General features: G+C 65.7%; 19 protein-coding genes. 8 read left to right on the top strand and 11 right to left on the bottom strand.

The window, feature by feature from the left end; genetic code table 11:
- Nucleotide 1 precedes the first annotated feature (1 nt).
- The gene (locus ACSQ3Y_RS12630; protein WP_164470688.1) at nucleotides 2–169 is read right to left on the bottom strand and encodes a LiaI-LiaF-like domain-containing protein; all 168 of its coding nucleotides are present in this window, start codon (nucleotides 167–169) and stop codon (nucleotides 2–4) included.
- A gap of 70 nt (nucleotides 170–239) precedes the next feature.
- Nucleotides 240–668: a hypothetical protein gene (locus tag ACSQ3Y_RS12625; protein ID WP_057204166.1), complete on the bottom strand. Its 429-nt coding sequence runs from the start codon at nucleotides 666–668 to the stop codon at nucleotides 240–242.
- Nucleotides 669–884: 216 nt separating this feature from the next.
- On the opposite strand from ACSQ3Y_RS12625, the gene ACSQ3Y_RS12620 reads away from it, so the two are divergent.
- Genes ACSQ3Y_RS12620 through ACSQ3Y_RS12610 form a run of 3 tightly spaced genes read left to right on the top strand, consistent with a single transcriptional unit; the run spans nucleotide 885 to nucleotide 6,174 of the window.
- Nucleotides 885–1,967 carry a serine hydrolase domain-containing protein gene (locus ACSQ3Y_RS12620; RefSeq protein ID WP_436177484.1) on the top strand — a complete coding sequence of 361 codons (1,083 nt, stop codon included), beginning with the start codon at nucleotides 885–887 and terminating at the stop codon, nucleotides 1,965–1,967.
- A 42-nt stretch (nucleotides 1,968–2,009) separates the two neighbouring features.
- Nucleotides 2,010–3,365 (top strand): SWIM zinc finger family protein, encoded by a 1,356-nt coding sequence (locus tag ACSQ3Y_RS12615; RefSeq protein WP_436177483.1) that lies wholly within the window; start codon nucleotides 2,010–2,012, stop codon nucleotides 3,363–3,365.
- A gap of 22 nt (nucleotides 3,366–3,387) precedes the next feature.
- Entirely contained in the window at nucleotides 3,388–6,174 is a 2,787-nt protein-coding gene (locus ACSQ3Y_RS12610; protein WP_436177482.1) for a DUF6493 family protein, read from the top strand.
- Nucleotides 6,175–6,181: 7 nt separating this feature from the next.
- On the opposite strand, the gene ACSQ3Y_RS12605 is transcribed toward ACSQ3Y_RS12610, so the two are convergent.
- From ACSQ3Y_RS12605 to ACSQ3Y_RS12570, 8 genes are all read right to left on the bottom strand, one after another.
- A complete protein-coding gene (locus tag ACSQ3Y_RS12605; protein WP_436177481.1) occupies nucleotides 6,182–6,637 on the bottom strand; it encodes a hypothetical protein in 456 nt (151 codons plus the stop codon).
- Between the two features lie 4 nt (nucleotides 6,638–6,641).
- Nucleotides 6,642–7,061 (bottom strand): hypothetical protein, encoded by a 420-nt coding sequence (locus ACSQ3Y_RS12600; protein WP_305747284.1) that lies wholly within the window; start codon nucleotides 7,059–7,061, stop codon nucleotides 6,642–6,644.
- Nucleotides 7,062–7,135: 74 nt separating this feature from the next.
- Nucleotides 7,136–7,708, bottom strand: coding sequence for a VOC family protein (locus ACSQ3Y_RS12595; RefSeq protein WP_436177480.1), 573 nt, complete (start codon nucleotides 7,706–7,708; stop codon nucleotides 7,136–7,138).
- Between the two features lie 19 nt (nucleotides 7,709–7,727).
- Complete coding sequence (locus ACSQ3Y_RS12590) at nucleotides 7,728–8,723, bottom strand: zinc-dependent alcohol dehydrogenase family protein (protein WP_436177479.1); 996 nt, start codon at nucleotides 8,721–8,723, stop codon at nucleotides 7,728–7,730.
- A 23-nt stretch (nucleotides 8,724–8,746) separates the two neighbouring features.
- On the bottom strand, nucleotides 8,747–9,325 hold the full coding sequence (locus ACSQ3Y_RS12585; protein ID WP_436177478.1) for an amino acid synthesis family protein: 579 nt from the start codon (nucleotides 9,323–9,325) through the stop codon (nucleotides 8,747–8,749).
- Nucleotides 9,326–9,357: 32 nt separating this feature from the next.
- Nucleotides 9,358–10,329, bottom strand: coding sequence for a tripartite tricarboxylate transporter substrate binding protein (locus ACSQ3Y_RS12580; protein ID WP_436177477.1), 972 nt, complete (start codon nucleotides 10,327–10,329; stop codon nucleotides 9,358–9,360).
- Between the two features lie 86 nt (nucleotides 10,330–10,415).
- The gene (locus tag ACSQ3Y_RS12575; protein WP_436177476.1) at nucleotides 10,416–11,276 is read right to left on the bottom strand and encodes a fumarylacetoacetate hydrolase family protein; all 861 of its coding nucleotides are present in this window, start codon (nucleotides 11,274–11,276) and stop codon (nucleotides 10,416–10,418) included.
- A 353-nt stretch (nucleotides 11,277–11,629) separates the two neighbouring features.
- Entirely contained in the window at nucleotides 11,630–12,346 is a 717-nt protein-coding gene (locus ACSQ3Y_RS12570; RefSeq protein ID WP_436177475.1) for a GntR family transcriptional regulator, read from the bottom strand.
- A 34-nt stretch (nucleotides 12,347–12,380) separates the two neighbouring features.
- Here ACSQ3Y_RS12570 and ACSQ3Y_RS12565 point away from each other — a divergent pair, with 34 nt between their 5' ends.
- On the top strand, nucleotides 12,381–12,962 hold the full coding sequence (locus ACSQ3Y_RS12565; RefSeq protein ID WP_436177474.1) for an NADPH-dependent FMN reductase: 582 nt from the start codon (nucleotides 12,381–12,383) through the stop codon (nucleotides 12,960–12,962).
- Entirely contained in the window at nucleotides 12,959–13,369 is a 411-nt protein-coding gene (locus tag ACSQ3Y_RS12560; protein WP_436177473.1) for a nuclear transport factor 2 family protein, read from the top strand. Before ACSQ3Y_RS12565 ends, ACSQ3Y_RS12560 begins: the two co-directional genes overlap by 4 nt.
- A gap of 26 nt (nucleotides 13,370–13,395) precedes the next feature.
- Here ACSQ3Y_RS12560 and ACSQ3Y_RS12555 read toward each other — a convergent pair whose 3' ends face one another.
- Nucleotides 13,396–14,652, bottom strand: coding sequence for an alpha-hydroxy acid oxidase (locus tag ACSQ3Y_RS12555; RefSeq protein WP_436177472.1), 1,257 nt, complete (start codon nucleotides 14,650–14,652; stop codon nucleotides 13,396–13,398).
- Nucleotides 14,653–14,761: 109 nt separating this feature from the next.
- On the opposite strand from ACSQ3Y_RS12555, the gene ACSQ3Y_RS12550 reads away from it, so the two are divergent.
- The 3 genes from ACSQ3Y_RS12550 (at nucleotide 14,762) to ACSQ3Y_RS12540 (ending at nucleotide 18,402) form a co-directional block, all read left to right on the top strand.
- Nucleotides 14,762–15,661 carry a LysR family transcriptional regulator gene (locus ACSQ3Y_RS12550; RefSeq protein ID WP_436177471.1) on the top strand — a complete coding sequence of 300 codons (900 nt, stop codon included), beginning with the start codon at nucleotides 14,762–14,764 and terminating at the stop codon, nucleotides 15,659–15,661.
- 152 nt (nucleotides 15,662–15,813) lie between these two features.
- Nucleotides 15,814–16,923: an IS5 family transposase gene (locus ACSQ3Y_RS12545; RefSeq protein WP_436177470.1), complete on the top strand. Its 1,110-nt coding sequence runs from the start codon at nucleotides 15,814–15,816 to the stop codon at nucleotides 16,921–16,923.
- Between the two features lie 414 nt (nucleotides 16,924–17,337).
- A complete protein-coding gene (locus ACSQ3Y_RS12540) occupies nucleotides 17,338–18,402 on the top strand; it encodes a hypothetical protein (RefSeq protein ID WP_436177469.1) in 1,065 nt (354 codons plus the stop codon).
- Nucleotides 18,403–18,435 lie beyond the last annotated feature (33 nt).

Below are 18,435 nucleotides of genomic sequence, written 5' to 3'. Positions count from 1 at the left end.
CTTACTTTTCCCGGGGCGTGAAGAACAGCGCCACGCCGATGGCGATCAGCGCCAGCGGCCACCAGGTCACCAGCAACTCCTTGAGGCTGATGCTGATGAGCCCCAGGTTGGTGAGCAGAAAGAACACCCCCAGCACGACCAGAACGATGGCAGCGACGTTGCCCTTCATGTGCACTTCCTCCAAGATGGTTGTTGCGGGCCGATGCAGACGGCCTCTGGCACGGATTATGGGGGTTGGCCTATCCCAGGCGACCAGCCGATGCCTGCGCGCGCAGCACCGCCAGGTGCGACCCCAGCACGCAGCAGGCCGGCGTGACAACGATGCCCGCGAGGTTGAACCACAGCGGCAGCTCGCTCCAGAAGGCGAAACCCACCAGCGTGCTCAGCACGCCCACCGCCAGGCCGTTGAAATACGGGTACACGACTGCAATGCGCGCCGCGACATGGCCGCCCAGCACGCTGACCAGAGCGCCGAGCACCATGCTCCAGACCAGGTAGCCGTCGTCGTCGGCCAGGTCGGCCAAGGCCTGGATGATCTGCTCTTCGCTCTGCCCCTCCATGGCCAGCAGCAGGCCTTGCAGGGATACCAGCACCACACCGGCCAGGATGGACAGTGCCAGCAGGAGCGAGGTGCCCACGATGAGGGCCTTGGGGTTGATTCGGTTCACCGTAGACGCTTTCAGGGTTGTTGGCCCGCGTAATGTACTGCGCGCAGGCGTTGGGGGTACTGCGCACAGGGCCTCGGGGGCGTTGCGGCTGCCGGGCCCCGCCTGCCGGCAGGGCAAGCACACAACATGCCCAGCATGCAGATGGCGGGAGTGGATAGCATCGGCAGCACCAGGGATCCGATCCGGCACCCTGCTCCACCTGGAGGAAGGCATCCGATGCTAGCGATGGCAAGAATCATCTGTGCACCGTGGCGATGGGTTGCGGGCTTCGCCCTGTTGCTGGCAGGGCAGGCAATCGCCGCCCCGGATGCGGCCCCGGTACCCGGCGCCGAGTGGGAGCGCATCGCCTCGCCCGAGGCGGTGGGCTGGTCCACCCCGAAGCTGGCGTTGGCGCGCGAGCACTCGAAGGGCCTCGACACGGCGGCGGTCATGCTGGTGATCAATGGCAAGGTGCTCGACGAATGGGGCCGCACGCAGGACCGCTACAACATCCACTCGATTCGCAAGAGCATCCTGAGCGGGCTGATCGGCATCGCGGTGGGCGAGGGCAAGATGCGGATCGACGCCACCCTGGGCGAGCTGGGCATCGACGACAACGCGCCCGCGCTCACCGATGCCGAAAAACGCGCCACCGTGGGCGACCTGCTCAAGGCCCGATCCGGTGTCTACCACCCCGCCCTGTACGAGAGCCCCGCTATGGCGGCCGCCCGGCCGGCGCGTGGCAGCCATGCGCCGGGCAGCTTCTGGTACTACAACAACTGGGACTTCAATGCGCTCAACACCATCTACGAAGCGCAGGCCAAAACGGGCTTCTACACCGCCTTCGTAGAGCGCCTTGCCAAACCTCTGCAGATGCAGGACTGGCGTGCGCAAGACGGTGAGTATTTCAGAGGAAATGATTCGATTCACGCCGCCTACCCCATGCACATGTCGGCCCGCGATCTGGCGCGCTTCGGGCTCCTGTACCTGCGCGGCGGGCAATGGGGCGGCAAGCAGCTGATTCCGGCTGCATGGATCCAGCAAAGCCTGCAGTCCTACTCCGATAGAGGAGTGGACGGGGGCTATGGCTACATGTGGTGGGTGGAGGTGGACGGGCGCCACCTGCCGTCCGTCCGCGTGCCCGCGGGCACCTTTTCGGCGCAGGGCGTTGGCGTGCACCTGGTGGTCGTGGTACCGGCGTACGACCTGGTGGTGGTGCACCGGGTGGACACCGACAACCCCAGGAACCAGGTGAACGATGAACAGTTCGGGCGGCTTCTGAAGATGATTCTCGACGCACGGCTGGCGCCAAAACCCTGACCGCTGGCTCTGCCAGAATCGCCCCGCCACCGCAGCCAACCCATGCTCCAGTTCGCCCACACCTACCGCTATGCCGAGCCCTCGTCCATGGACGTGGGGGCCGGCGCCGCACCGCACCTACGCCTGGCCACCTCGTCGCCCGCCGAAGTGCCCCACCCGCATTTCTTCGAGGGCCGGCTGCACCAGCCCCAACTGGCCGCGCAGCTGCTGAGCGCCGTGCACCTGCTCGTGGGGTCGCGCTTCTTCACGCCGGCCAACAGCGTGGCCAAGGCGGTGGCGCTGGCCGACCCGGTGGTCACGGCCGGCAGCAGCATGCTGCGGCTCGAAGGCTTTTCGGCCTGCTGCAGCACCTACATCCGGGTGGACATGGAGCCCGGCGCCTACGCGGGCGACATCGTCGGCAAGGGCACGACCAACATCGACTTCAACGCGCCGATGCGCGCCGCGCTGGCGCAGGTGCGCGATGCCGATGGCCTGGCCCTGTCGGTAGGAGCCGCGGCCTTCACGCTGCACACCGCCGGCGCGCAGGTGGTCGAGAAAAAGGTGGAGCTGCCCCTGCGCTGGCTGCGCAGCATGGTGGCCGTGCAGAGCTACCAGGCGGCCATGCGCAAGGTGTTCGAGGTGGGGGCCATTCCCGCCCTGCGCTTTGTGCGCGGCCTGCCCAGGGCATCGACCAGCAAGACCCCGCTGTGGGTGGTGGCCGGGCCGCAGGGCCTGCGCACCACGGCGCAGAACGATGGCAGCGGCGTGAGGTTTACCGACAGCAGCCGGCTGCGCGTGCTCGAGACCCTGCTGCCCAAGGCGCGCACGCTCACCCTGTTTGCCGACGCGCAGCAGCAGGCCAGCGCCTGGTGCCTGGACTTCGGCACCATGCGCCTGACGCTGGTACTCAGCGCCGAGGTGTGGCGCGGCTTCTCGGGCGAGGGCCAGGCCCTGCAGGCGCTGGTGCTGGCCGATGAAGGCCGCCCCGCCAGCGCCGTGCGCGCCCGGCTGCACTGGCAGGACACGCTGCGCAGCGATGAGCTCGCGGCCGCGCTGCAGTGGCCCGTGGCCGATGTGGACCGCGCACTGCAGCTTCTGGGCGCATCGGGCCTGGTGGGCTATGACCTGGTGCACGGTGCCTACTTCCACCGCGTGCTGCCCATGGACCTGGCCCAGCTCGACGACATGAACCCGCGCCTGGCCGATGCCCGCGCGCTGCTGCAGGCCGGCGCCGTGCGCCTCTTGTCCACCGCCCCGCTCGATGCCGAAGTGCAGAGCGCCGACGTCAGCTACCGCGTGCGCGAGGTGGATGGGCTGGTGCGCTGCACCTGCCCCTGGTTCGCCAAGCACCAGGGAGAGCGCGGGCCATGCAAGCATGTGCTCGCCGCCTGTGCAGCAGCCGCCGCTTTGCATTGAACTGAACGGACCTGAATCCCCCATGCCATCCACCGACGCCACCCGCCGCTACGACACACCGCTCGAAAAGGGCCTTCTCGCTGGCGACATCCCCGCCGTGATGGACCTGCTGGCCGCCATGGGCCCGGCAGAGCGAGCCGCCGCCCGGCCCGCCGTGGCGCACCTGAACCACATGCGCTGGGGCCTGCTGCGGCCCGACCAGCGCAACCCGCTGAACCTGCGCGAGCCCTTTGACAAGGCCAGGGCCAACCGGCTGTTCCGCGCCATCGACCTGGCCCGTTTCCTGTGCGAGCCGGACAATCCGCTGTGCGACTACTGGATGCACATCGGCATAGAGGACATTCCCGCCTTCAAGGCGCAGTTCCGGCCCCCGCTGTCCGCCGTACCGCTCCACAAGCAGTTGTACGGCGACCACGACTGGCACTACGCGTACGTCATCCACCGCGCCATCGTGGCCGGCCTGGTGGAGCGGCCCGAGACCGACGAATACATCGACGCGCTGTTCTACGGCGACCTGCGCGACGAATCCAATGTGGTGCTCAAGCATGTGGATGCCGATCCCGGTGTAGCGCCCAGCCTGCTGAAACTGTTCGAGCGCGAAGGCACCTCCGACGGCAGCTTTGCCGCGCGCGAGAAGTACTGCCACGACCCCGAGCTTTATTGGAGCCATGCCTTCCTCACCCTGTGCGAGCGCGGCGTCTACACCCGCGCGCAACTGCTGGACAAAACCCTGGGCGCGCTGGCCTGCGACTGGCCGCAGTTCAAGTCGGGCTGGTTCTCGCGCTTCCACGAGCAACTGCGCCCTGCCGTGGACGAGATGGCCGTGCAGGCTGACCGCTACCTGGCGCTGTGCCACAGCCGCATTGCGCCCACGGCGGGCATGGCGCTGCAGGCGGTGGCCGCCCTGTACAAGGCAGGCCGCGTGGAGGGTGAAGCCGTGTGCGAAGCCGCCGCGCCCGTGGCATCGGCCACCGCCAAGGCCCAGGTGCTGGCGGCGCTGGAGCTGCTGGGCCAGGTGGCGAAGAACGAACCCGCCCTGGCCCACCGCGCCAGCGGTGTGGCCGTGCAGGCCCTGGCGCATACGGCGGCGGACGTGCAGAAGAAAACCATCGCCTTTCTCACCACCTGGGGCCTGGACGAAGGCGGCCAGGAACTGGCGCGCAGCTACCTGCCATTTGTCTCGGCCGTGAACCGGCCAGCCCTGGCCCAACTGGTGGGAGAGGCCGCGGCGCCGTGGCCTGCCGAGACAGCGTCTGCCGCCATCGGGGCGACCGTGGCAGCACCACCGCGCCCCATCTCACCCCTGGACGCGAGCCGCGCCCTGCCCCCGATGGAGCACATTCCCGACCTGATCGAGCGCATGGCCTATGCCCTGGAGAACCCCGCCGACATCGATGAGTGGGAGCGTGTGGCAGGAGCCCTGGTGCGGCTGGCACCCATCGCGGCAGCGGACCGACCTGCATTCCTCGCACTGCAAAAGCGCGCCAAAAAACTGGAGTGGACCACCAAGCCGCTCGGCTTCGCGCTCACCCGAGTCATGGCCGCCGCATTGGATGGCGAGGACACCGCAGAGAGCGCGATGGCGATGCCTGGCGAGGCGCACATCTTTGTCGAACACTTCATCGTACCGCGCACGCGGGGCCTGATCGCTCAAGCGCTTGCGTGTCAAGGCCTCACGCCCCTGTCCACCCCCACACACCTGGGCGGCTTCATCGACCCGCGCGAACTGCTGGCGCGCATCCAGGCGCACCAGCAGGCCGGGGCGCAAGCACCCATTCCCGAACAGGTGCAGGCGCTGATGCGCCTGGTGCCCGAGCAGAGGGACGCGGATGCGGCCCATGCCGCGCTGACCGAGGCACATGGCATCAAGGAACCAGACCCGCTGGTGCAGGCCCTGCGCTACGCGCTGGGCGATGTCGGCATCAAGGTACCCCAGGATGCAGCGACACGCCCCCTGTTCCTGGCCTCGGCGCGCATCCGCTCGCCGCATGCGGACGACCCGGCCACGCTGGCCGCGTATGGCGACCTGGGCCCTGACGGCCCGCGCCACGCGCAACTGGACTGGCAAGTGCAAACAGAGACCACCGAGCACGACCACACCTTCGACGACTTCCACATCACGCACGAACCCGCGCTGCAAGCGCAGGCACACAGCCAACCCCACCACGTCGCCCTGGCCCTGTGCGCCATGCACCTGACAGACCGCCCACGCTGGGCGGAACAGGAGGCGCACATCCATTTTGCAGCCAGTCTGCCGCCTTCGGGCCTGGAGCCCCTGCTCGCCGAAGCCACACGCACCATCGCCAGCAACCTGGACTGGTGGGAGGCCCAGTGGCAAAACCGCGCCTACCTGGACCTGCTGCTGGAGCCCACCACGCCCTTCACCCCTATGGCCCGGCTGCTGTTGGCCGTGGCCCTGGCCGGCAAGGAGCCCGGGCAGACGGCGCTGGCGGTGGACGCGCTGGTGTTGGGCGTGCAGGACGGCCGGCTGGACATCACCAGCCTGGGCGAGACGCTGGCCCGCCTGTGGGCCACGCCCCTGGTCAAGGGCCCGCGCTATGCCAAGAGCCTCACTGCCGCAGCCCAGGCCCATGCGGCCATGCCAGCGGCGGTGTTTGCACTGCTCTGCGCCATGGTGCAGGCCCCAGCAAGCGGCGAACGCAAGGACCTGGCGCCACTGCTCGAACTGCTGCTGGAACTGCGACTGGGGCACCAGCTGCCATTGCCTGCGGGCACCCGGGCCGCGCTGGCAGCGATGAAGCTGGGCGGCAAGGGCAAGACGGCTCAACAGCAATTGCTGGGCACCTGAATCGGCTTCAGCGGTAGCGCAGGCCCGCGCTGGCCGCAAAGCCCTTGGGGTCGAACCGGCTCCAGGCCGTGCCCCAGGGGAAGGTCACATCGCCGTTGCCGAAGTGGCGGCCCAGTTGCTTGCCCAATGCCTGGCGCACAAAGGCGATCTCGTTGTCGATGGCCTTCTGGGTGGGCCAGCCGTCCTCCTCCTGGGCGCCGGGCAGGCCCACGCCGATGAGCACCATGTTCAGCAGCCCTTCGTGAAAGCCCAGCGACAGCCAGCACGGCTTGCCGCCCAGGTCGAAGCCGTGCAACGACAGCCAGGCGTAGCCGTTGCCATGCTCGTGCGAGCCGCCGAAGAACTCGGCAAGCAAGGCCTGCACATCCTGCCTGCGCAGGCCCTTGCCCACCACACGCCCCGAGGGCTGCAGCGTCAGGCTGCCATCGGCGGGGTGGATCTCCAGGCGCTCGCGCTGCGGCATGCGCTCACCGGCCGCGCCGCGCCACCAGCCAGCCCCCGAACCAGCAGCCCGCCACGGTGAAGAATGCGTTGGCCAGGTCGAACCACCAGTCCCAGCCCGAGCCCGTGCCGATGGCCAGGCCGATGGAGATGGCGGTGAGCAGGGCCGCCACCACCAGGTTGTTGGCGTAGGGGTGGGCCGGTGCCAGCCGCGCCGTGACATAGCCGCCCGGTATGCACATGGCCCCGCCCGCCAGCAGCAGTGCCAGCGTGCCCAGGTTGCCATCCAGGAACTCGGTGACCGCCTGCGCCATCTGCGCGTCGCCACCCCCTTGCGACTGGAACCACCACGAGGCCAGGTACCACAGCCCATAGGCAATGGCGGGCAACAGCACCAGCATCAACACGACGCCGGCAAGAATGGCTTTGAAACTGAATCGGTGCACGAACGACATCCTTTGCCACGTTGAAGTGGCCCGATGGTACGCGCAGCCAAAGTCCGTTGGCAGGCTGCAGGCATTCAGCCCGGCGCAGATCCCCCAGCCTGCTGCAGGGCCTGGCGGCGCTGGGCGAAGCGTGCCGCCCATTCCGAGACAGGCATGAAGCTCGGATCGGTGCGCACCACGCGCTCAGTCTGGGCCCAGATGGCCTCGTCGTCCTGGTCCAGGTCCAGCGGGTCGCCGTGGGGCTGGCTCACATACCAGGGAGTGTCCAGGTACACCTCCACGGTGTTGTCTTCGGGGTCCATGCAGTAGATGGAGATCGCGTTGCCGTGGTTCAGGCCGCGCATCTTGGTCGCGCCCAGGGCCAGGGCACGGCGGCGCGCCTCGCGCAGGTGGTCGATGGTCTTGACCTTGAAGGACAGCTGCATCACCGTGCTGGGCGATTCGGCCCCGCGCCCGCCGGCCAGCACCAGTTGGTGGTGCTGGTCGTCGCGCCCGCTCAGGAACACGATCTCGAAGCGGAAGGTGACGCCCTCGCCCCGGTCGGTCTCCTGCATGTCGAACACGCCGGTGTAAAAGCGTTTCATCACCTCCAGGTCGCGGCAGAAGATGCCGCAGTGCGAGAGGTTGGCGCTGTAGGGTGGGTTCATGGTGGCGGCCTCCATGGGGTCAGGGGATCAGGACAAGCTTGCCCAGCGTGCCACCGCTGTCCAGCAGCTCATGCGCCTGGCGGGCCTGCGCCAGCGGCAGGCGCATGGCGCGCGGTGCGCGCACCTGGCCGCTGGCCATGAGCACAATGGCCTGCTCCATCAGGCCGCGGCGCTGCGCGATGTCGGCATCCACCGCGTGGATGGAGAAGGTGCGGATGGCCAGGCTTTTGGCCAGCAGCTTGCGCAGCTCGTCGAACACGTCGCTCGACGGCGGGCCGGCGAGGATGTTGTACGACACTGCCATGCCCGAGGGCGCCAGCGAGCGCAGGCAGGCAATGAAAAGCGCCGCGCCCACATGGTCAAACGCCAGGTCCACGCCCCGCCCGCCGGTGAGCTCCATCACGCGCTGCGGCAGGGCCTGCACGTCGCCATCGACGAGGTCGCTCACCCCGTTCTCCAGCGCGAAGGCGCGCTTGTCCGGCGTTGATGCCGTGCCGATCACGCGCAGCCCGCGCGAGCGCGCCACCTGCGCCAGCGCCGTGGCCACGCCGCCGGCCGCGCCAGGCACCAGGATGGCCTGCGCCGGCAGGTTGCCGTTGCTCGCCAGCAGCGCCAGCGCGAGCTGGAAGTTGCCCAGGCTCACCGCGTCGTCGAAGCCAATGCTGGCCGGCAGCACGAAGGGCACGGCCTGGTCCACGCAGATGGCCTGCACGTAGCAGCCGCCGCGCTGGGGCAGCTCGCGCGCGCTGACCAGCACGCGCTCGCCCACGGCCAGGCGCACCACGCCCGGGCCCACGGCGTCCACCACGCCGGCCAGCTCATTGCCGGGCACGGCGGGCAGCGGGGGCATCCATTTGTAGGTGCCGTTGCGGATCAGCACGTCCGGCCCGCCCGCGCCGATGGCGTGGGCGCGCACGCGCACTTCGCCGGGGCCCGGCTGGGGCTCGGGCAGGTCCACGAGCGACAGCACCTCGGGGCCGCCGGTGACCTGCAGCTGCACGGCTTTCATCGTCATGGGGGTGGTGTATGCCGCCATGCTCAGCGCTGCCCGTCGTGCACGGAGACCTGCTCGCGCGTGAGCCCGCCCAGGCGCGAGTGGATGCGCCCGCCATCGGCCATCACCAGCGCGAACAAAATCTCGTTGGGGCGCGGCGCGTCCTGTATGCCCACCTCGGTGCTGTTGAAGTGGCTGCGCACATAGGCCGCATGGATGTAGTGCAGCGGCACCATCAGCCGGTAGCCGGTGGCCGCCACGGCCTTGGCCGCCGGCACAATGGCCTTGGGCTCGCCCAGCACCTGGCGCATGGCCCAGCCGCCCGCCTCGTGCCAGACCGCGCCGTGCTCCAGCTCGCCGTTGACACCGACGATGGCCGCCTTGCTGTAGGCCTGCACGTTCTCCTTGCCCAGGGTGTCCACCAACTCCTGCGCCAGCAGGGTGCCCAGGCTGCGCAGCTCGGCCATGAAGGGCAGCAGGTCCGGTTCGTAGCGGCCGGCATAGGGGTTGTGGATCACCGCGCAGGCCGCGGCCACGCGCAGCGGCTGCTGCGCTGGCGGGCCGCCTTCGTGGTAGATGGTCTCAATGCTGAGGCTGCGTTTGCGGATGGCGATCAGAGTCATGCGAAAAGTCTTTCCGTGAATTTCTCAAGCGTTCATTGTTTCGGTATCTTGGCATCGGCCACCACCTGCTGCCACTTTTCGATCTCGTGGCTGACCATGGCCTTCATCTCTTCGGGCGTGCTGCCGCGCGCTTCGCCGCCCATGTCCTCCAGCCGCTGGCGCACGGCGGGCGCCTGCAGCGCGCGCAGGGCCTCGGCGTTCAGGCGCTCCACCACGGCCCGGGGCGTGCCGGCCGGTGCCATCAGACCGGCCCACGAGCGCACGTCGTAGCCGGCCACGCCCTGCTCGGCCACGGTGGGCACGTTGGGCAGGCCCGGCCAGCGCTGCGGGCCGGTGGTGGCAATGGCGCGCAGCTTGCCGGCCTGGATGTTGGCCATCACCGCCGTGGGCGGCGCGATGATGAAGGGCACATCCCCCGCCAGCAAGGCGGTGAGCGAGGCGGCATCGCCCCGGTAGGGCACGTGCAGCAGGTCCACCCGCGCCAGCCTGGCCAGCAGCTCGCCCGCCAGGTGGTGGGTGGAGCCCACCCCCGCCGTGCCATAGGCCACCGTGCCGGGCGCTGCCTGTGCGTTGGCGATCACCTCTCGCAGCCCCTGCACCTTGGCACTGGCGTTGACCACCACCAGAAAGGGGAAGTAGGTGACGGTGGAGACCATCTCGAAATCGGCCACCGACTTGTAGGGCAGCGTGTTGTACAGCGCTCCCGCCACCGCATGGCCACCGGTGGCCAGCAGCAGCGTGTAGCCGTCGGGCTTGGCGCGCGCCACGGTGGTGGCGGCAATGGTGCCGCCCGCGCCGGACTGCGCCTCCACCACCACGGTCTGGCCCAGCGCCCGGGCCATCTCCATGCCCACTGCGCGGGCGATGGCGTCGGCATTGCCGCCGGGCGCAAAGCCCTGGTAGAGCTTGATGGCCCGCTCCGGGTAGGCCTGGGCCAGGGCCGGCAACGCCGGCCACGCAACGGCAGCTGCACTGCAGGCAGCCAGCAGGTGTCTTCTGTTCATGGTGTTTGTCTCCATGGGCGGCGGCCGTCTTGGGGCCTTGTGCTCTACCCGTGTGTGGTGAATGGGTTCTGACGAAGTTGCGGCGTTCAGCTCTGTGCGACCACCGGGTTGCGCAGCAAGCCGATGGCCTCGATCTCCACCTCCACCACATCGCCGGGCTTCATGTACTGCGGGGGCTTCTTGCTCCAGCCCACGCCGGCCGGCGTGCCGGTGATGATCACGTCGCCGGGCACCAGCGTGAAGATGGTCGATGCGTAGGCGATCAGGCGCGGGATGGAGAAGATCATGTGGCCCGTGTGGCTGGACTGCACCACGGCGCCGTTCAGCCGCGTCTCCAGCTTGAGCTCGCGGCCAGGGGCAATCTCGTCGGCCGTCACCATCCAGGGGCCGAAGGCACCGGTGGACTCGAAGTTCTTGCCCGACGCGATTTGCTTGGCATGGAACTGCCACTCGCGCACGCTGGCATCGTTGTAGCAGCTGTAGCCCGCAATGTGGGTCCAGGCATCGGCCTCGCTGATGTCACGCCCTTCCTTGCCAATGATCACGGCCAGCTCGCCCTCCCAGTCCAGCGACTCCGACACATGGGGGCGCACGATAGGGCCCTGGTGCGGCGTCTGCGAGCGCCACACGCGCAAAAAGATCGGCGGCTGCTCGGACAGCTCGCGGTGCATGCCGGCGGCCAACACCTCCTGGTGGTGGTCCATGTAGTTGCGCACCGCGCAGACGATTTTTTCGGGCCGGGGAATCACGGGCAGGTAGGCCACGTCGGCCAGCTTCGCATCTGCGCTCAGGCCTGCCACCAGCGCATCGCGCCGCGCGAAGTCGGGGCTGGCGATGAAATCGGCCAGAGTGGCGTGGCCCGTGCGTGCCGCCAGTTCCGCCACGCCATCGTCGACGACAACGCCCCAGGTTTCACGGCCGGCGATCGAGTAGGACATCAGTTTCATGGGTTTCCTTCAAGGGATGGGAGAGGTGAATGGAAAGGCGACCCGAAGTGAATGCTTCCAGCCGCACGACTTGGTGCATGAAGTTATTTTTATGCATAAAACACAGTAAATGCATAGTGGTTTACACCAAGCACAAAATTGAAGAGGCACGAAAAGGCCTGCCAGAGGGCGGTGCCGCAGGCGATCAAGAGGGGGAAAGTTGGCTGGGGGATGCGGCAGCTTGACCCTCTCCTGCGGGCGCCAGGCAGGCAGGGGCGAACCCGCAGCGGCGTGTCGCCTGGGCTGCGTGGGTGGGGATACGGGTTACAGGTCGCCCAGTGCCGGGCGAGGTGGCCCCAGGAGGGGCCGCAGGCTCAGCCCCCCTGCTGCTCGACCTGGGCCAGCACGGCCATCACATTGCGCTGGGTGCTCAGAATGTGCTCTTCGAGCAGCACGCAGGCCGTGTCCGTATCGCGGCGCAGGGTGGCGTCCATGAGCTTGCGGTGTTCGTTGGACTTGTGCTTGAAGCTCTTGCGAAAACGCGCGGAATAGCGCCGATACCGCTCTGCCTGGTCGAACAGGCTGGCACTCATCGCGCGCAGCCGTTCCGAAGGGCTGGCGGAAATCAGCGCCATGTGAAAGGCGGTGTGCAGGTCGGTCCAGCCCTCGTCCAGGATGGCGGGGCCATTGCCCAGGCGGCTCTCCACCTTTTCAAGCCGGTGGAAGGCACCCACCACCGAGGCCTCCCACGCATCGTCGCCATGGGCGATGGACTCGCGCAGCGCCTGCACGTCCAGCATCACGCGCATGCGGGTGATGTCGGCCAGGTCTTCTTCCGAAATCGCCGCCACCCGAAAACCGCGCCGCTCGTCGGAACGGATCAGCCCCTCCTGGGCCAGGCGGCTCAGGGCCTCGCGCAGGGGGCTGCTGGAAAAACCGTAGGCCGTCTGCAACTCGTCGAGCTTGAGCTTGGCACCGGCACCGTAGGTACCGCTGAGCACATCGTGGCGCAGTTGTGCAAACGCCTGGTCAACCAGGGGCGGTGTGCGCGTGGGCGTTTCTTTTTTGTACATGTTTTGGATTTTATGCATAAACTCAAGCCATTGAAAGAAGGAGCAAACCCCAGTGACCGCCAACCCGAACGCCGCCCCCATCCGCCTCGTTGCCATATCGGGCAGCATCCGCCGCGCATCGCACTGCACGGCCGTGCTGCGCAGCCTCACCCCGCTGCTGCCGCCCACGGCCACGCTGGAGCTGTTCCCCCTGGATGACGTGCCCATGTACAACGCCGACCTCGATGGCGACAGCCCGCCCGCCGCCGTGGCGCAGCTCAAGGCGGCCATCGCGGGGGCCGACGGCCTGGTGATCTGCTCGCCCGAGTACAACTACGGCATCCCCGGCGTGCTCAAGAACGCCATCGACTGGGCATCGCGCCCAGGGTTTGCGTCGCCGCTCAAGGGCAAGCCGGTGCTGGTCATGACCGCATCGCCCGGCACGGCCGGCGGCGTGCGCGCGCAGGCGCAGATCCGTGACGCCCTGGCCGCCACGCTGGCCCGGCCGCTGGTGCGCCAGCACATCGCCATCGCGGGCGTGGCCACCCGCATCCAGGACGGCCGCCTGGTGGACGAGCCGACCTTGGGCTTCATCCAGGCTGGCCTGGTGGAGCTGCTTGGCGAGATCCGCTGGCTGGCCCAACGCCCCACATGACATCCGACACCCACCTCCCCGGCAACACCGAATCCCTGCTGCTGGACCTGGAGGCCCAGCGCTGCAATGCCATGAAGCGCTCGGACTTTGCACGGCTGCGCGAGATCCTGCACCCCGGCCTCACCCACGTGCATGCCAAGGGGCAGACGGACGACTACGACAGCTATTTCCGCTCCGGCGGCACGCATGTCGAATACCAGCAGATCGACCGCTCCGAGCTCCAGGTGCAGGTGCTGGGCACCAGCGCCGTGATGACCGGCAGGCAACTGCTGGTGGCGGTGCGCAAGGACGGCACCGGCACCGTGCGCATCGACTCGCGCGTGCTGCAGGTGTGGACGCAGGAGAGCGGCGGTGCGTGGCGGCAGATTGCGTTCCAGACCACGCCGCTGGAGATGAGCATCACCTGACCATCACCCCGGTGGCCCACACCGTGTCAGAAGGCGGGGCTAGCGGGGCCCGCCAGCGGCCAGGGCGAGCGCCGGTCCATGAGGTGCTGCGGCCCCAGGTCGGCACAGCAGGTGGCGCCCAACATCGCCAGGTTGCGGTCCAGCTCAGCGCGCAGCAGGCCGATGGCAGCGGCCACGCCGGCCTCGCCATCCACGGCGGCGGCGTAGTTGAAGGGGCGGCCCACGAAGACCGCCTGCGCGCCCAGCGCGAGGGCCTTGGCCACATCGGTGCCGCGGCGGATGCCGCCGTCGAGCATCACCACCATGTTGCTGCCGGCCTGCTCGGCAATGGCGGGCAGCACGCGCAGCGGGGCCACGGCACCATCGAGCTGGCGGCCACCATGGTTGCTGACGATGATGCCGTCCACCCCGTGCTGGCGCGCCAGCGCTGCATCGGCCGGGCAGAGGATGCCCTTGACCACCAGGGCCCCGCGCCACTGGCTGCGGATGCGTGCAATGTGGCTCCAGTCGAAGTGGTCGCGCCCCGAAAAGTCGCGCTGCACGCGCGAGGACAGGATGGGCGCGCCGCGCTCGGCAAAAGAGTTCTCGAAATGCGGCATGCCATGGCGCACCAGCGTGCGCAGCAAGGTGCCCGCCAGCCAGCGCGGGCGCACCAGCCCATCCCACGCCAGGCGCAGACTGGGCCGCAGCGGGGTGGAGAAGCCCGCGCGCAGGTTGTTCTCGCGGTTGCCCGCCACGGGGATGTCCACCGTGACCACCAGGGTTTGCACACCGGCTGCGGCCACGCGCTGCAGCAGCGCGTCGATGCGCTCGGGCGTGCCCGGCAGGTAGGCCTGGAACCAGGTGCCGGGGGCCGCTGCCATCACCTCCTCCAGCCGGATCAGCGAGCTGCCGCTCTGCACGGCGGGAATGCCCGCCGCCGCAGCAGCCCGCGCCAGCACCACATCACCCCGGTAGGCCGACAGCGCCGCGATGCCCATGGGCGCAATGCCGAAGGGGCTGGCATAGCGCGTGCCGAACAGTGTGACCCCCTGCTCGCGCTGCGCCACGTTGCACAGCACGCGCGGCACCAGCGCCAGTTCATCGAAAGCCTGCCGGTTGTCGGCCAGGGCATGGTTGTCTTCGGCCGCGCCAGCGATGTAGCCGAAGATCGGGCGCGGCAGCACGCGGCGAGCGGCGGCCTCGAAGTCGCCCAGTGAGAGCAGGTCGCGCGTGCGCCCGCTGCGGCGCGTGCCGTCGAAGGCTTGCCAGGGGTTGATGGCGGGGGCGGCAGAAGTGGACATCGCGGGAGTTCCATGGAAATGAGGACTGAAAGACAGTGTCCTGGATTAGCATTCCGCAAGAAAGCGAATTTATAGACATCATTTTGTTCGCCAAATAGAAACAATGTCCATGACGCTCAAGCAACTCGAAGCCTTCTACTGGGCCGCCACCTGCAGCAGCTTTGCCCTGGCGGCCGAGCGCGTGCACCTGTCGGTATCGTCCCTGTCCAAGCGCATCGCCGAGCTGGAGGCATCGCTGGGGCAATCGCTGTTCGACCGCGCCGGCCACCGCGCAGCGCTGACCGAAGCCGGCACGCGCCTCTTGCCCCTGGCCGGCGCGCTGCTGCAGCAGGCCGACCGCCTGCACCAGGAGATGGGCGCCACCACCGGCCTGCGCGGCCCCTGCCGCCTGGGTGTGGGCGAGCTCACGGCCCTGACCTGGCTGCCGCGCCTGGTGGCGGCCATCGCCAGCGCCCACCCCGACCTGGAGGTGAGCGTGCATGTGGACGTGGGCGCGGCCCTGGCCGAGCGGTTGGACAAGGGCGAGCTGGACGTGGCCGTGGTCGCCGGGCCCGCCAGCCGCAGTGCCCTCACCTCCCTGCCCATCGCGCAGGCCGCCTTCACCTGGTGTGCGCGGCCTGAGGTGGCAGCCAGCCTGGTCGCCATGGATGCCGCTGCGCTACAGATCCACCCGCTCGTGACGTTGCCGCCAGGCTCGGGCGTCACCCAGCTCATCGACGACTGGCTGCGCCAGGCCGGCGCCCAGCCCACGCGCCGCCTGCCCTGCAACCACTGGGGCGCCATCGCCGGCCTGCTGGCGCACCGCGGCGGCATCGGCCTGCTGCCGCAGGGCTGGGCGCGGGCGCTGTTCGAACGCGGGGTGTTGCAGGAACTGCCCAGCCCGGTGCCGCTGGGGCTGCTGGGCTACGCGCTGCACCACCGGCGCGATGACCTGCGGCCCCTGGTGGGGGCGCTGCGGGAGATGGCGGTGCGGGAGGCGGATTTTGCGGTGGTGGGGAGTGTGTTCTGAGTGCCTCCAACACAACCTCTAATTCCGTCAGGCTGGCGGCAGCTAACCAGCGAAGAGCACCACGCCAGCCCGGCGGCACTGCGACTGCAATATCAGGGAACCTCTAAAAACCTCCCGCCTGATACCACCCCAGCCAACGCGACAATCACCGCATGAGCAAACCCAAAGCGCAAGCGCGCAGCGCCATCAAGCTGGACCTCTTCGCCGATGCCGCGCGCAAGCACAAGATCGAGACCTTGGGCGATCCCCTGCAGGTCATTGCCCGGCACATTGACTTTGACGACCTGACGCGGGTCATTGATCAACTGCTGCCCAGAGGGGATGCCGCCAAGGGTGGACGTCCGCCGTATCCCACCGCGGTCATGGTGCGCATTCTGATCCTGAAGTATCTCTACAAGCTCAGCGACGAGCAGATGGAGTACCAACTGCTTGATCGCATGAGCTACCAGCGCTTTTGCTTGCTGGCCGATAGCGCCAACGTCCCAGATCGCAACACCATCTGGCATTACCAGCAGCGCCTGGGCGTTGATGGCGTGACGGCCCTGTTCCAGGCAGTGGACGGCCAACTGCTGCAGCGCGGCTACTTGGCGCGGTGCGGGCAGATCATCGATGCCACCCTGGTGCCTGCACCCATCCAGCACTTCACAAAACAAGACAAAGAGCAGTTGGATCAGGGCAAGATCCCCAGCGACTGGAACGAGGCCAAGCGCAGGCAAAAAGACCTGGACGCCACCCATACCAAGAAGCACGGCAAGGGCTACCACGGCTACAAGCTGAGCATCAGCGTGGATGTGCGCCACAAGTTCATTCGCAAGATCACCACCGGCACAGCCAGCGAGCACGACAGCACGCACTTTGATGAAGTGCTCGATGGGCACAACACCAGCTGCGATGTCTATGCCGACCGTGGCTACCCCAGCGCACAGCGCAGCGAGATGCTCAAGGTCTTGGGCTATCGCGAGCACATCCAGCGCAAGGCCAAGCCGGGCAAACCCCTGAGCGAATGCCAGAAGGTGCGCAACAGGCGCATTGCCAAAACCAGAGCCCGGGTGGAGCACCCCTTTGCCCAGATGCGCCACATGGGCGGCAAGTTCATCCGCACCATTGGCCAGGCGCGCGCCACTGTGGCCATGACCATGATGGCGGTTTGCTACAACCTCAAGCGTCTGGCCAAGTTCGTGGACGACGGGGTGGATGCGTTCTACAAGGAAAAGTGCATGCCCTCAAAGACCGAGGTGCGCCTGCAAGGGGCCAATGGGTGAGAAATGGGGCAAGAAATGCCCAAAAAAGGGGGGAATTGCTCAAAAAATGAGCTCATCCGAAGCGCTCAAGCCGCCTGCGCCTGTGGCTGGCTGAAAACAGCAGTTTTTAGAGGCTCCCATCATTCATCCAGCGCATGCCGGTATTCCAGTTCGTCAACAACACTATGCCCGCGTACCGGGTAACCTTTCTTGAGCGACAAAGACACATCCCTCGTGGCCGACCCTCGCAGTCAACTCATAGAGTGGAAGACTGACCAAATTTCGCCCAGTACCTTCGGTATGAAACCCGATTCAGGCTGCTGCACCAATTAACGCCACATATAAATTGACAATTTCCTAAATCTATTGCACCGCATGAAAAATCACCAAAAATAAATCACCTCAGACCATCCATTGCAAATTCATAAATTCAACATGAAAAACAACAATATTCTTTTCCAATCCGAAGAAATCTCCAAAAGCATTCAAGATCTAATTTCCACTCTGCAAAAAAAGATATCCAATTCAGACAGGGATATATACAAATTTTTGCTATCCGCAGCAATTGAACTGAGTCAAGTAAATACGCCAGACAGTCAAACATTTCCATATTGCGCCGAGTCGTTCGGGAAGAATCTTCCGATGCAGCTCAACGACATACGAGAGGGTTTAAGTGAGCAATATGCAAATAACATTTTTGTGACACTTTTTAGTTTCTTGGCGGAAAAAGAAATCCAAACAAGAGATATACAGGGCGTCATCGGCGAAATAAACAGAAAAATATCAACAAGCAATGTTTTTGACGAGTTAAAGGAGAGGATTAAAATTATCGATGCAAACATAGCATCGGATGTAATGAGAAATATACTAAACAAGAATGAATTTACCACTCTCAAAGAAATAATGCAATCCCACTCAAAGGCAATTGAAGAAAAAAAGAAATGGAACGAAGAGTATTCAATACAAAGCAAAGCAATATCAGATTCAAAGGCTATTTTGAAAAATATGCGGACAGAATTTGGATTTGTTGCACTTAAATATGGATTTCAAAATCTACACGACAGAAAACTTTCTCAAGCTGCTTCCGCATTACTAGTCTTGGTATTTTTCGGCATCACCATGCTTGCGATTCCGATCATTGAAATATCTTATTTGTCAGAAAAAAATATCAACATCGAGAAATCTCCGATATTTTTAGCTGCCATAGCAATTCCCATGATCACGGTGCAATTTATATTTTTTTACTTCTTTAAAATATCCCTACAAAACTATCGCTCCATAAGAGCGCAGCAACTTCAAATAGATTTGAGAATATCAATTTGCCAATTTTTTGAAAGCTATGTTGACTTCGTTGGAAAAAACAAAGACATATCGGAAAGTCTTGCCAAATTTGAAAATTTAATCTTCAGCGGGATAGTAGCCAACGAAGGCGACATTCCATCATTATTTGATGGTACAGATCAATTAATAAAAATAATCCAATCATCCAAATCAAAATAAATTTCCTTCCCGCACAATCATCCATACAACACG

Origin of the sequence: Acidovorax sp. LjRoot66, from assembly GCF_964253305.1 — a bacterium.
Taxonomy (GTDB): Bacteria; Pseudomonadota; Gammaproteobacteria; order Burkholderiales; family Burkholderiaceae_C; genus Acidovorax.
This window is presented reverse-complemented; position numbering and strand designations above follow the sequence as displayed.

Excerpts from the sequence above, each read along its gene's own strand:
- ACSQ3Y_RS12550 (WP_436177471.1), top strand. The coding sequence starts at position 14,762 with ATGACGCTCAAGCAACTCGAAGCCTTCTACTGGGCCGCCACCTGCAGC.
- ACSQ3Y_RS12580 (WP_436177477.1), bottom strand. The coding sequence starts at position 10,329 with ATGAACAGAAGACACCTGCTGGCTGCCTGCAGTGCAGCTGCCGTTGCG.
- ACSQ3Y_RS12605 (WP_436177481.1), bottom strand. The coding sequence starts at position 6,637 with ATGCCGCAGCGCGAGCGCCTGGAGATCCACCCCGCCGATGGCAGCCTG.
- ACSQ3Y_RS12555 (WP_436177472.1), bottom strand. The coding sequence starts at position 14,652 with ATGTCCACTTCTGCCGCCCCCGCCATCAACCCCTGGCAAGCCTTCGAC.
- ACSQ3Y_RS12575 (WP_436177476.1), bottom strand. The coding sequence starts at position 11,276 with ATGAAACTGATGTCCTACTCGATCGCCGGCCGTGAAACCTGGGGCGTT.
- ACSQ3Y_RS12595 (WP_436177480.1), bottom strand. The coding sequence starts at position 7,708 with ATGAACCCACCCTACAGCGCCAACCTCTCGCACTGCGGCATCTTCTGC.
- ACSQ3Y_RS12590 (WP_436177479.1), bottom strand. The coding sequence starts at position 8,723 with ATGACGATGAAAGCCGTGCAGCTGCAGGTCACCGGCGGCCCCGAGGTG.
- ACSQ3Y_RS12545 (WP_436177470.1), top strand. The coding sequence starts at position 15,814 with ATGAGCAAACCCAAAGCGCAAGCGCGCAGCGCCATCAAGCTGGACCTC.
- ACSQ3Y_RS12570 (WP_436177475.1), bottom strand. The coding sequence starts at position 12,346 with ATGCATAAAATCCAAAACATGTACAAAAAAGAAACGCCCACGCGCACA.
- ACSQ3Y_RS12620 (WP_436177484.1), top strand. The coding sequence starts at position 885 with ATGCTAGCGATGGCAAGAATCATCTGTGCACCGTGGCGATGGGTTGCG.
- ACSQ3Y_RS12585 (WP_436177478.1), bottom strand. The coding sequence starts at position 9,325 with ATGACTCTGATCGCCATCCGCAAACGCAGCCTCAGCATTGAGACCATC.
- ACSQ3Y_RS12540 (WP_436177469.1), top strand. The coding sequence starts at position 17,338 with ATGAAAAACAACAATATTCTTTTCCAATCCGAAGAAATCTCCAAAAGC.
- ACSQ3Y_RS12615 (WP_436177483.1), top strand. The coding sequence starts at position 2,010 with ATGCTCCAGTTCGCCCACACCTACCGCTATGCCGAGCCCTCGTCCATG.
- ACSQ3Y_RS12560 (WP_436177473.1), top strand. The coding sequence starts at position 12,959 with ATGACATCCGACACCCACCTCCCCGGCAACACCGAATCCCTGCTGCTG.
- ACSQ3Y_RS12630 (WP_164470688.1), bottom strand. The coding sequence starts at position 169 with ATGAAGGGCAACGTCGCTGCCATCGTTCTGGTCGTGCTGGGGGTGTTC.
- ACSQ3Y_RS12610 (WP_436177482.1), top strand. The coding sequence starts at position 3,388 with ATGCCATCCACCGACGCCACCCGCCGCTACGACACACCGCTCGAAAAG.